Below are 12,074 nucleotides of genomic sequence, written 5' to 3' on the forward strand. Positions count from 1 at the left end.
CAAGGAACGGACGCTTCCTTTGTACTCACCCTCTCGGGCTTTCCTCCGGGCTTCCCTTCGGCGTTTCCGACTCTATCAGATCTTTTTCCGATCCGATTTCCTCGGTGCTTTCCAGGTTTCCGCTCTCGCGTTTCCCTTTCCGGCGGTTCCGACTTTATCAGAGATTCTGAGTCGGTTTTCCGCCGGTTCCGGGAGTGTCCCCCGAAGCGCTTGAAGCCTTCGGGTTCCCGTCCTGGCGGAGCCGTAAACGTACTGGAGCGGGGCGCCCCGATGCAAATCGAGGTGCCCCGCTCCCAGTTCGCGCGTCCCGGGGGACGTACGCGGGTCAGACCTCCACGACGACCGGGAGGATCATCGGCCGGCGCCGGTAGGAGTCCGAGACCCACTTGCCGAGGGTGCGGCGGATGAGCTGCTGGAGCTGGTGGGAGTCCGCGATGCCCTCCTGGGCGGACTTCTCCAGCGCCTCCGCGATCTTCGGGATGACCGCGGCGAAGGCGGAGTCCTCGATGCCCGAGCCGCGGGCCTGGACGTGCGGGCCGCCGGTGACCTTGCCCGTGGTGGAGTCGACCACCACGAAGACCGAGATGATGCCCTCGTCGCCGAGGATCTTCCGGTCCTTCAGCGCGGGCTCGCCGACGTCGCCGACCGAGAGGCCGTCCACGTAGACGTAGCCGGCCTGGACCTTGCCGGAGATCCTGGCCTTGCCCTCGACCAGGTCGACGGTCACACCGTCCTCGGCGATGACGATCCGGTCGTGCGGGACTCCGGTCAGGGCGCCCAGCTCGGCGTTGGCCCGCAGATGGCGCCATTCGCCGTGGACCGGCATGAGGTTCCGCGGCCGGCAGATGTTGTAGAAGTACAGCAGCTCGCCGGCCGAGGCGTGGCCCGAGACATGCACCTTCGCGTTGCCCTTGTGCACGACTTCGGCGCCCCAGCGGGTCAGGCCGTTGATGACCCGGTACACCGCGTTCTCGTTGCCCGGGATCAGCGACGACGCCAGGATCACCGTGTCGCCCTCGACGATACGGATCTGGTGGTCGCGGTTGGCCATGCGGGACAGCGCCGCCATCGGCTCGCCCTGCGAGCCGGTGCAGACGAGCACGACCTCGTGGTCGGGCAGGTCGTCCAGGGTCCTGACGTCGACCACCAGGCCCGGCGGGACCCTCAGATAGCCCAGGTCCCTGGCGATGCCCATGTTGCGGACCATGGACCGGCCGACGAAGGCGACCCGGCGGCCGTACTCGTGCGCGGCGTCCAGGATCTGCTGGATGCGGTGGACGTGGCTGGCGAAGCTCGCCACGATGATCCGCTTGCGGGCGGCGCCGAAGACCTGGCGCAGCACGTTGGAGATGTCCCGCTCGGGCGGGACGAAGCCCGGCACCTCGGCGTTAGTGGAGTCCGCGAGGAGAAGGTCGATGCCTTCCTCGCTCAGCCGCGCGAACGCGTGCAGGTCGGTCAGGCGGTTGTCCAGCGGGAGCTGGTCCATCTTGAAGTCGCCGGTGTGCACGACCATGCCCGCGGGGGTGCGGATGGCGACCGCGAGGGCGTCCGGGATGGAGTGGTTGACCGCGATGAACTCGCAGTCGAAGGGGCCGACGCGCTCACGCTGTCCTTCCGCCACCTCCAGGGTGTACGGGCGGATGCGGTGCTCCTGGAGCTTGGCCTCGATGAGGGCGAGCGTCAGCTTGGAGCCGATGAGGGGGATGTCCGGCTTCTCGCGCAGGAGGAACGGGACACCACCGATGTGGTCCTCGTGTCCATGGGTGAGGACGATGCCCTCGATGTCGTCGAGGCGGTCACGGATGGACGTGAAGTCCGGCAGGATCAGGTCGATTCCGGGCTGCTCCTCCTCGGGGAAGAGCACTCCGCAGTCGACGATCAGCAGACGGCCGTCGTATTCGAAGACGGTCATGTTCCGGCCGATCTCGCCGAGACCGCCGAGGGGGGTGACCCTCAGACCGCCTTCGGGGAGGCGCGGGGGCGAACCCAGTTCAGGATGCGGATGACTCAAAAGACTCTCCTCAAACACGCGCGCCACGTACCGGTGGGCACGTGGCGCGCGTGACGTTCGTGCAGAAGCAGTTGTCATGGTGGGTTGCGGGCACCGGTGGCCCGCCTATTCAGTTGTCAGGCCTCGGGTTCACGGGGTGGTGCGAAGTCTCGTTGTCAGAGCTGTACCCCGCCGGCGGCAAGATCGATCTTGAGCTGCTCGGTCTCCTCGGGCGTGAGCCCGATCATCGGAGCCCGCAGCGGACCGCTGGGCAGGCCCTGGAGGGCGAGCGCGGCCTTGGTGGTCATGACGCCCTGGGTGCGGAACATGCCGGTGTACACCGGGAGCAGCTTCTGGTGGATCTCGGTGGCCTTCTGGACGTCGCCGGAGGTGTACGCCTCGACCAGGGCGCGCAGGTCCGGGGTGACGACGTGGCCGACGACGGAGACGAAACCGACCGCGCCGACCGAGAGCAGGGGCAGGTTCAGCATGTCGTCGCCGGAGTACCAGGCGAGGCCGGAGCGCGCGATGGCCCAGCTAGCCCGGCCGAGGTCGCCCTTGGCGTCCTTGTTGGCGACGATCCGCGGGTGCTCGGCGAGGCGGACGATCGTCTCGGTGTTGATCGGGACGCCGCTGCGGCCAGGGATGTCGTAGAGCATGACCGGCAGGCCGGTCGCGTCGGCGATGGCCTTGAAGTGCCGGTACAGGCCCTCCTGCGGGGGCTTGTTGTAGTACGGCGTGACGGTCAGCAGGCCGTGCGCGCCGGCCTGCTCGGCGGCGCGGGCCAGTTCGATGCTGTGCCGGGTGTCGTTGGTGCCGACGCCCGCCACGACGTGGGCACGGTCGCCGACCGCTTCCCGGACCGCGCGCACCAGGTCCGTTTTCTCCGCATCACTGGTGGTGGGGGACTCGCCGGTGGTGCCGTTGACGATCAGGCCGTCGTTGCCTGCGTCCACCAGGTGGGCGGCGAGCCGCTGCGCGCCGTCGAGGTCGAGTGCGCCGTCCGCCGTGAAGGGCGTGACCATGGCGGTGAGGACCCGCCCGAAGGGGGTCTGCGGAGTCGAGGTCGGAGCCATGGGTAACACGCTACTCGCTGCTCAAGGTGGGGACTGCCCTCGGGGGGCGGACCGACGGGTGCCGGCAAAGATGGAGCCCGGCACTGCCTGCTCGGGGGTTCAAGCAGTGCCGGGTCCGTTTGATCAGGCTAGATGAACTTCTGCAAGCCCCGCAATCCGGACACTTCGCCCGGCTGAACCGTACATCTGTGCCTGACCGGGCGGAGGGCGCCGGTTACGGCGCGACCCGGCCGTTGGCGTTGAAGGCGGCGTGGGTCAGCGGCATGAGCCTGGCCCACTCGGCCTCCATCTTCTCGCCCGCCATCTCGATCTCCCGCTGCGGGAAGGACGGCACCTTGGCCAGCTCGTGCTGGGTGCGCAGACCGAGGAAGTGCATGAGCGAGCGGGCGTTGCAGGTGGCGTACATCGACGAGAAGAGGCCGACCGGCAGGACCGAGCGGGCCACCTCGCGGGCGACACCGGCCTCGAGCATCTCCTGGTAGGCCTCGTACGCCTGCCGGTAGGAGTCCGTCATGACCCGGCCGACCAGCTCCTGCTGGGCCTGGGTGCCCTCGACGAACCGGTACTTGCCCGGGCGTCCCTCCTGGACGAGCTTGCGGGACTCGTCGGGGACGTAGAAGACCGGCTCCAGCTCGCGGTAGCGGCCGCTCTCCTCGTTGTACGACCAGCCCACGCGGTGCCGCATGAACTCGCGGAAGACGAAGATGGGGGCGCTGATGAAGAAGGTCATCGAGTTGTGCTCGAAGGGGCTGCCGTGCCGGTCGCGCATGAGGAAGTTGATCAGGCCCTTGGAGCGCTCGGGGTCCTTGTCCAGCTCGGCCAGGGACTGCTCGCCGAGGGTGGAGACGCGGGCCGCGAACAGCACGTCGGCGTCCGACGCGGCGTGCTTGACCAGTTCGACGGTGACGTCGCTGCGGAAGCTGGGCTTCGGGTCGTCGGCGGGGGTGGCGGTCACGGCTGGGCGGGTCCCTTCCTTCACGTCTGACGGGCGGCGCCCACTCTACGGCCCGCCTCCGGCATCGGGGCGTTCGGTGCCGGGGCGCGACATCTTTGGTGAAGATCTGCGATTTCGGAGGAACCGGGCACCTTTCGGGACACTCGGTCGTCTGTATGGGTGAGACACCCCCGTTCGACCCCCGGAAGGAGTCGTACCCGATGCTCCGTCGGCGCGAGCCCGTACCGTTCGCCTTCGTCGCCGAAGCCGACCGGTTCCGCAGCAATGTCGCTCCCCCGCCCCGCGAGCGCGCGTCCACCGGGCGAATAGCCGGGCGCTGCCTGCTGGGGCTGACCATCGTCGCCGCGCTCGTGGGCTCCGTGATCCTCGGCACGCCCGCGCTGACCATCAGCCACTCCCCCGCCGAGACCCAGCAGTCCCAGGTCTCCCCCGGACACTGAGCCGGTGCGGGCGCCGTGCCGCCGCCCGGTGGCCCGGCGGGCACCTCCCCCGGACCCCCACGGGTGGTGGGCGCGGACCCATGCGGATAGCCTCACCGGGCACAGCCCACGCATGGATTGAGTGAGGACCAGCCGTGCCCCTGTCCTTCCTGACGGCCGACCGCGCCTTCGACGCGGCGGACGACGTAGCGCTTCCCTTCGACGACCGCGAGCGCTGGCGACGCCCCTACCGGCCCGGTCCGTGGCGCGTGGGGGTGGCCGCCCTCGTGCTGCTGCTCGCCTCCTTCGTGCTGCTCGCGGGGGTCGTCACGGCGCTCACCGCCACGCTGTCCTCCGCCGGTTTCTGCTTCGTCGTCGCCCTGGTCCTGATCGCGGGCGCGCTGCGGATGCTGCGCATGGGCGTCTGGGTCAGCGCGCGCGGGCTGCGGCACGTGAGCCTCCTCGTCACCCGTACGACGCCGTGGGCGCAGGTCGCCGGCGTGCGGACCGTGCAGCAGCCGGTGCGCTGGCTGGGGCTGCCGCGCACGGTGCAGGGGCAGGCGCTGACGCTCGGCCGCACGGGCCGTGGGCAGCAGGAGCTGCCGCCGCTGATGACCACGCACAACGCCGACTTCCTGGGACGTGCCGAGGCGTTCGACCGGGCGGCGGACACGGTGGAGGCGTGGGCGGAGGAGAACAGGCAGAGCTGACCCCGGCCGCCGATATGCGTGAGGGGCCCGGTCCGCGCGTGCGGACCGGGCCCCTTCGCGTACACGAGGTGTTCCGGGTGTCAGACGGTCTGCACCGGCTTGCCGTCGTGCAGGGCGATCGCCCGCTGCATCGCCTTGCGGGCCCGGGGGGTGTCGCGGGCATCGTGGTAGGCGACGGCGAGGCGGAACCAGGTGCGCCAGTCGTCGGGTGCCGCCTCGGTCTCGGCCCTGCGCTCGGCGAAGACCCGGTCCGCCGAGTCACGGTCGATGCGCCCGCTGGGCGTGCGGCTCAACTCGTCGACGGGCAGGCCCCCTTCGGCATCGAGCTCGGCGGCGAGCTGGTTGGCCCGGCGGACGAACTGGGTGTTCTTCCACAGGAACCACAGGCCGATCACCGGCAGGATCAGCACGGCGATCCCGAAGGCGACGGTGACGGGTGTGCCGTACTGGATGAGCATGACGCCGCGGCTGCCGACCAGGACGAAGTAGAAGACCAGGACGGCGGCCGTGACGAGGTAGGTGATCTTCGCGCGCATGAGGGGCTTCGGGGCTCAGTTCAGGTCGAGGAAGTGCTCCAGGCCGACGGTCAGGCCCGGAGTGGTCACCACGCGGCGCGCGCCGAGCAGGATGCCCGGCATGAAGCTGCTGTGGTGGAGCGAGTCGTGGCGGACGGTGAGCGTCTCCCCCTCGCCGCCCAGCAGGACCTCCTGGTGGGCGAGGAGTCCGCGCAGGCGCACGGAGTGGACCGGCACCCCGTCGACGACGGCGCCGCGCGCCCCGTCCAGGGCGGTGACGGTGGCGTCCGGCGCGGGGGCCGAGCCCGCCTCCGCCCGGGCCTCGGCGATGAGCTGCGCGGTGCGGGTGGCGGTGCCGGACGGGGCGTCGGCCTTGTTCGGGTGGTGCAGCTCGATGACCTCGACGGACTCGAACCAGGGCGCGGCGATCTGCGCGAACTTCATGGTGAGCACGGCGCCGATGGAGAAGTTCGGCGCGATCAGCACACCGGTCTGCGGGGACAGGGCCAGCCAGCCCCGCAGCTGCGCGAGGCGCTCGTCGGTCCAGCCGGTGGTACCGACGACGGCGTGGATGCCGTGCCGTACGCAGAAGTCGAGGTTGCCCATGACCGACCCGGGGGTGGTCAGTTCGACCACGACCTGCGCGCCGGTCTCGGCGAGGGTCTCCAGCTTGTCGCCCCGGCCGAGGGCGGCGACCAGTTCCATGTCCTCGGCGGCCTCCACCGCCCGTACCGCCTCGGACCCGATCCGGCCCTTGGCACCGAGGACCGCCACGCGCAGCTTGCTCATCTCTTGCTTCCTTACCACCGACGGACGGACAGAGGGTTAGGCGACCGCGTCGTGCAGACGCTCGGCCTGCTTGTCCTTGAGCGGGCCGATGACCGACAGCGACGGACGCTGTCCCAGGATGTCCCGGGCGACCGAGCGGACCTCGTCCGGGGTGACCGCGGCCATCCTGGCCAGCATGTCGTCGACGGAGATCTGCTCGCCCCAGCACAGTTCACTCTTGCCGATACGGTTCATCAGCGCACCCGTGTCCTCCAGGCCGAGGACGGTGGAGCCCTGGAGCTGGCCGATGGCGCGGCCGATCTCGTCGTCGGTCAGCCCGTTCTCGGCGACCTGGTCGAGTTCGTCCCGGCAGATCCTCAGCACGTCGTGCACCTGGCTCGGGCGGCAGCCGGCGTAGACGCCGAACAGTCCGCAGTCGGCGAAGCCGGAGGTGTAGGAGTACACGCTGTAGGCCAGGCCGCGCTTCTCCCGGACCTCCTGGAAGAGGCGGGAGGACATGCCGCCGCCGAGGGCGGTGTTCAGCACGCCCAGGGCCCAGCGCCGGTCGTCGGTGCGGGCCAGGCCCGGCATGCCGAGGACGACGTGCGCCTGCTCCGTCCTGCGGTTCTGCAGCTCGACCCGGCCGGCGGTGCGCAGGGTGCGGCGGCCGTCGCGCGGGGCGATGGGGACGGCCTGGGCGTTGCCGAGGGCGCCGGCCTTCTCGAAGGCGGCGCGGACCTGGCGTACGACCTTGGCGTGGTCGATGTTGCCGGCGCAGGCGACCACCAGGTGGGTGGGGTCGTAGTGCTTCTTGTAGAAGCGGCGGATGCGGTCGGCGGTGAGGGCGTTGACCGTGTCGACCGTGCCGAGGACCGGGCGGCCGAGGGCGTTGTCGCCGAACATGGTGTGCGCGAACAGGTCGTGCACGCAGTCGCCGGGGTCGTCCTCGGTCATCGCGATCTCTTCGAGGATCGCGCCGCGCTCGACGTCGACGTCCTCCTCCAGGATCAGCGAGCCGGTGAGCATGTCGCAGACGACGTCGATGGCGAGGGGCAGGTCGGTGTCGAGCACGCGCGCGTAGTAGCACGTGTACTCCTTGGCCGTGAACGCGTTCATCTCGCCGCCGACAGCGTCGATCGCGGCGGAGATGTCCAGGGCGGACCGGCGGGACGTGCCCTTGAAGAGCAGGTGCTCCAGATAGTGCGTGGCGCCGTTGAGCGCGGGCGTCTCGTCGCGGGAGCCGACGTGCGCCCAGATGCCGAAGGTGGCGGAGCGCACGGAGGGCAGGGTCTCGGTGACGATGCGCAGGCCGCCCGGGAGGGTGGTCCTGCGGACCGTGCCGATGCCGTTCTGGCCCTTGACGAGGGTTTGGGTACGGGCGACGGCCCGCGCCTCCGAAGAGGTGCGGGCCGTCGCCTTGAAGCCACGGGACGTCACTTGTCGGCGTCGTCCTTCTTGTCGTTGCCGTCTTCCTCGCCCTCGATCACGGGGACCAGGGAGAGCTTGCCGCGGGAGTCGATCTCGGCGATCTCGACCTGGACCTTGTGGCCCACGCCGAGCACGTCCTCGACGTTCTCCACGCGCTTGCCGCCTGCCAGCTTGCGGATCTGCGAGATGTGCAGCAGACCGTCCTTGCCGGGCATCAGGGAGACGAACGCGCCGAAGGTGGTCGTCTTCACGACCGTGCCCAGGTAACGCTCGCCGACCTCGGGCATCGTCGGGTTGGCGATGCTGTTGATCGTGGCACGGGCGGCCTCGGCGGACGGCCCGTCGGCGGCACCGATGTAGATCGTGCCGTCGTCCTCGATGGTGATCTCGGCGCCCGTGTCCTCCTGGATCTGGTTGATCATCTTGCCCTTGGGGCCGATGACCTCACCGATCTTGTCGACCGGGATCTTCACGGTGATGATCCGCGGCGCGTTCGGGGACATCTCGTCCGGCGTGTCGATCGCTTCCATCATCACGTCGAGGATGTGGAGGCGGGCGTCACGGGCCTGCTTCAGGGCGGCGGCCAGGACGGAGGCCGGGATGCCGTCCAGCTTGGTGTCGAGCTGGAGGGCGGTGACGAACTCCTTGGTGCCGGCGACCTTGAAGTCCATGTCGCCGAAGGCGTCCTCCGCACCGAGGATGTCGGTGAGGGTCACGTAGTGCGTCTCGCCGTCGATCTCCTGGGAGATCAGGCCCATGGCGATACCGGCGACCGGGGCCTTCAGCGGCACACCGGCGTTCAGCAGCGACATGGTGGAGGCGCAGACCGAACCCATCGAGGTCGAGCCGTTGGACCCGAGGGCCTCGGAGACCTGACGGATCGCGTACGGGAACTCCTCGCGCGCGGGCAGCACCGGCACGAGCGCGCGCTCGGCGAGGGCTCCGTGGCCGATCTCGCGGCGCTTGGGGGAGCCGACGCGGCCGGTCTCACCGGTGGAGTACGGCGGGAAGTTGTAGTTGTGCATGTAGCGCTTGCGGGTCACCGGGGAGAGGGTGTCCAGCTGCTGCTCCATGCGGAGCATGTTCAGGGTGGTGACGCCCAGGATCTGGGTCTCGCCACGCTCGAACAGCGCGGAGCCGTGCACCCGCGGGATGGCCTCGACCTCGGCGGCCAGCGTGCGGATGTCTGTGACACCGCGGCCGTCGATGCGCTTCTTCTCCTTGATGACGCGCTCACGGACCAGGGTCTTGGTCAGCGAGCGGTACGCGGCGGAGATCTCCTTCTCGCGGCCCTCGAACTCGGGCAGCAGCTTCTCGGCGGCCAGACCCTTGACGCGGTCCAGCTCCGTCTCGCGCTCCTGCTTGCCGGCGATGGTGAGCGCCTGGGCGAGCTCGGGGCGGACGGCGGCGGTCAGCGCCTCCAGGACGTCGTCCTGGTGGTCGAGGAAGATCGGGAACTCGCCGGTCGGCTTGGCGGCCTTGGCGGCGAGGTCCGACTGGGCGCGGCAGAGCACCTTGATGAAGGGCTTCGCGGCGTCCAGACCGGCGGCGACGACCTCCTCGGTGGGGGCCTCGGAGCCGCCGTCGACCAGCTTGATGGTCTTGTCGGTGGCCTCGGCCTCGACCATCATGATCGCGACGTCGCCGTCCTCCAGGACGCGGCCGGCGACCACCATGTCGAAGACGGCGTCCTCGAGCTCGGTGTGCGTCGGGAACGCGACCCACTGGCCGCGGATCAGCGCGACGCGGACGCCGCCGATCGGGCCGGAGAAGGGCAGGCCGGCCAGCTGCGTCGACGCGGACGCGGCGTTGATCGCCACGACGTCGTACAGGTGGTCGGGGTTGAGCGCCATGACGGTGCAGACGACCTGGATCTCGTTGCGCAGGCCCTTCTTGAAGGACGGGCGCAGCGGGCGGTCGATCAGGCGGCAGGTGAGGATGGCGTCCTCGGACGGACGGCCCTCACGGCGGAAGAAGGAACCGGGGATCTTCCCGGCCGCGTACATCCGCTCCTCGACGTCGACCGTCAGCGGGAAGAAGTCGAGCTGGTCCTTGGGGTTCTTGGACGCGGTGGTGGCTGACAGCACCATGGTGTCGTCGTCCAGGTACGCGACGGCGGAGCCGGCGGCCTGCTTGGCCAGGCGGCCCGTCTCGAAGCGGATGGTACGGGTGCCGAAGGGGCCGTTGTCGATCACGGCTTCGGCGTAGTGGGTCTCGTTCTCCACTAGCGTTTTCTCCTCGTCGTCGTCCTCCCGCCCGTGTGGCGGGGGGACGGTGGCGGAGAGGCGCTCCGTCCGGTACGGGCCGGTCTTCGATCGAAGCACCCGGGGTTCACTTCTCCCGGGGGCCACTACCGAGGACCGGCGGCGGCGAGGTGCGCTCCTCCTCGTTTCGTCATGGGCGGACATGCCGTGCCCGCCTGGGGCAGGCCCTGTCACGCCGTGTCACAGGTACTGCGTTCTACTGCGTCGTGCTACCACACTACAAAGCGGCACCGACACTCCGCACGTTCCCGTACGTTCCCTTACGTACGGCAAAGGGAGCGGTCCCCTGTCTCCCGGGAACCGCTCCCTTCACGACGTCCTACTTGGCGCCCGCCGCACCACGGCGGATGCCGAGGCGGTCGACCAGCGCGCGGAAGCGCTGGATGTCCTTCTTGGCGAGGTACTGCAGCAGGCGGCGGCGCTGACCGACCAGGATCAGCAGGCCGCGGCGGGAGTGGTGGTCGTGCTTGTGGGTCTTGAGGTGCTCCGTCAGGTCGGAGATCCGACGGGACAGCAGAGCGACCTGGACCTCGGGGGAGCCGGTGTCACCCTCCTTGGTACCGAACTCGGTGATGATCTGCTTCTTCGTTGCGGCGTCGAGCGACACTCGTACTCCTCGTGCTCCGTGAGTGGCCTCCGAGTGCCCCCGGTCTTCGTCTCGGGGGAGCTTCCCTGACTCGGGAGGCGGGGATCCGCTGGGCGCGGCCTCCAGGGCCCGCAGGGCTTCCTGCGAGGGCTCCGGGGGTGCGTACACAAACGGCCGTCACACAGCGTACCAGGCCGCGACGGCCCGTTTTCCCCCGGTTCTCCGATCCTGCCGAGAGGGGCCGGCGGGCCACTAGGGTGAGCGCGGCACGTTGGGCTCGTCTGGAAGGGGTCGCTGCGACATGGCGGAGACGGAAGCGGAGATCAAGGCCCGCAAGGAACGCGAGCGCGACGAACTGTACGCGCTCGACATCTCCGGTGTGCGGTGGCACTGCGCGCCGGGCACGGAGGAGCACGAGGAGCGCGTCGAGATCGCCTATCTGCCCGACGGCGCCGTCGCCATGCGGTCCTCCCTCGACCCGGAGACGGTGCTGCGCTACACGGAGGCGGAGTGGCGGGCGTTCGTGCTGGGCGCACGGGACGGCGAGTTCGACCTGGAGCCCGCCCCTCACAACGGGGGGCTCGCGTCCGAGTGAGGGGCGCGCGGACATGAATGGGGGCGGCACGTGCGCGTGCCGCCCCCATTCGTCAACCCGCTTGACGGATGGGCGTGGTTGACGGATCGGTCCTTCAATGGCCCCTCTGGGCAGGCCGGTTCGTGAGCCGTGGTGCCTCGGGGTTCAGGGTTCACCTTCTGTACGGCTTGAGTACGGATGTGTCCGTTCTGCTTGCGGATGCCTTGCTGTGCACCGCGATTCGGGGCAGGTTGTCGTCAAGTGGGCGGGCACCGGGGGACGGACGGGCCTGCCATGGTGAGTCTCCTGGTGATTAGGCTGGGACAGGGGGCGCGATGTCGGAACCCGTGGACCGGGCATCGTCGTCACGGGGGGAAGTCGGTGGATCGGACGACCTCGAACGACCAAGGACGACGAGAAATGGTCGCCCCCGCACGGCATTGAGGGCGCTCGACCACACCAGGAGGAACTGTGAGCAGCGATCGGGACGGGATCCGCGGGGGCTGGGCCACGCCCGGCGACGACCAGCCCGACGCGGCGTCCGCCATCGAGACGACGGGCGAGTTCACGATCGACTACGCGCCGCCCGCCTGGTACACGCAGAACGCGTCGAGCGGGCCGGGGCAGTCGGCCGGTGGGGCCGGGGCGGCCGGTACCACCGGGGGCCCTTCTTCTGACGCACCGGTTCCGCCGGGGGCTCCGGCTGCGCCGGGCGGTCCCGGGCGCCCCGCCGCTCCGAGCGGTCCGGTGCCCGGGCTGACTCCGCCGCCGCACGCCACGGCGACGCCG

The 12,074-nt window shown here is 69.9% G+C and carries 11 protein-coding genes and 1 pseudogene; 4 read left to right on the forward strand and 8 right to left on the reverse strand.

Annotated elements, in window-relative coordinates:
• Positions 1–325: 325 nt before the first annotated feature.
• The 3 genes from CG719_RS28715 to thyX all read right to left on the reverse strand — a co-directional run bounded on the left by CG719_RS28715 (position 326) and on the right by thyX (position 4,021).
• Complete coding sequence (locus CG719_RS28715) at positions 326–2,011, reverse strand: ribonuclease J (protein ID WP_100571628.1); 1,686 nt, start codon at positions 2,009–2,011, stop codon at positions 326–328.
• 155 nt (positions 2,012–2,166) lie between these two features.
• Complete coding sequence (gene dapA / locus CG719_RS28720) at positions 2,167–3,066, reverse strand: 4-hydroxy-tetrahydrodipicolinate synthase (protein WP_100571629.1); 900 nt, start codon at positions 3,064–3,066, stop codon at positions 2,167–2,169.
• A 214-nt stretch (positions 3,067–3,280) separates the two neighbouring features.
• On the reverse strand, positions 3,281–4,021 hold the full coding sequence (thyX, locus tag CG719_RS28725) for an FAD-dependent thymidylate synthase (RefSeq protein WP_100571630.1): 741 nt from the start codon (positions 4,019–4,021) through the stop codon (positions 3,281–3,283).
• Between the two features lie 200 nt (positions 4,022–4,221).
• On the opposite strand from thyX, the gene CG719_RS28730 reads away from it, so the two are divergent.
• Entirely contained in the window at positions 4,222–4,461 is a 240-nt protein-coding gene (locus tag CG719_RS28730) for a hypothetical protein (RefSeq protein WP_100571778.1), read from the forward strand.
• A gap of 134 nt (positions 4,462–4,595) precedes the next feature.
• Positions 4,596–5,150, forward strand: a complete 555-nt coding sequence (locus tag CG719_RS28735; RefSeq protein WP_100571631.1) for a PH domain-containing protein — start codon at positions 4,596–4,598, stop codon at positions 5,148–5,150.
• An 80-nt stretch (positions 5,151–5,230) separates the two neighbouring features.
• Here the strand turns inward: CG719_RS28735 and CG719_RS28740 are convergent, their stop codons facing one another.
• The 5 genes from CG719_RS28740 to rpsO all read right to left on the reverse strand — a co-directional run bounded on the left by CG719_RS28740 (position 5,231) and on the right by rpsO (position 10,732).
• The gene (locus CG719_RS28740) at positions 5,231–5,686 is read right to left on the reverse strand and encodes a tetratricopeptide repeat protein (protein ID WP_100571632.1); all 456 of its coding nucleotides are present in this window, start codon (positions 5,684–5,686) and stop codon (positions 5,231–5,233) included.
• A 15-nt stretch (positions 5,687–5,701) separates the two neighbouring features.
• Positions 5,702–6,454 carry a 4-hydroxy-tetrahydrodipicolinate reductase gene (gene dapB / locus CG719_RS28745; protein WP_100571633.1) on the reverse strand — a complete coding sequence of 251 codons (753 nt, stop codon included), beginning with the start codon at positions 6,452–6,454 and terminating at the stop codon, positions 5,702–5,704.
• A gap of 36 nt (positions 6,455–6,490) precedes the next feature.
• On the reverse strand, positions 6,491–7,870 hold the full coding sequence (locus CG719_RS28750) for a M16 family metallopeptidase (RefSeq protein WP_100571634.1): 1,380 nt from the start codon (positions 7,868–7,870) through the stop codon (positions 6,491–6,493).
• The gene (locus CG719_RS28755) at positions 7,867–10,086 is read right to left on the reverse strand and encodes a polyribonucleotide nucleotidyltransferase (protein WP_100571635.1); all 2,220 of its coding nucleotides are present in this window, start codon (positions 10,084–10,086) and stop codon (positions 7,867–7,869) included. Before CG719_RS28755 ends, CG719_RS28750 begins: the two co-directional genes overlap by 4 nt.
• Positions 10,087–10,444: 358 nt before the next feature.
• Positions 10,445–10,732 (reverse strand): 30S ribosomal protein S15, encoded by a 288-nt coding sequence (rpsO, locus tag CG719_RS28760; protein ID WP_100571636.1) that lies wholly within the window; start codon positions 10,730–10,732, stop codon positions 10,445–10,447.
• A gap of 280 nt (positions 10,733–11,012) precedes the next feature.
• Between rpsO and CG719_RS28765 the strand changes: the two genes are divergently transcribed.
• A complete protein-coding gene (locus tag CG719_RS28765) occupies positions 11,013–11,306 on the forward strand; it encodes a DUF397 domain-containing protein (protein WP_100571637.1) in 294 nt (97 codons plus the stop codon).
• A gap of 450 nt (positions 11,307–11,756) precedes the next feature.
• A pseudogene (locus tag CG719_RS37455) lies at positions 11,757–11,888 on the forward strand (SCO5717 family growth-regulating ATPase); the annotation flags it as partial.
• Positions 11,889–12,074: the final 186 nt, after the last annotated feature.

The sequence above is a fragment of the Streptomyces sp. CB01373 genome (genome assembly GCF_002803075.1).
GTDB lineage: Bacteria > Actinomycetota > Actinomycetes > Streptomycetales > Streptomycetaceae > Streptomyces.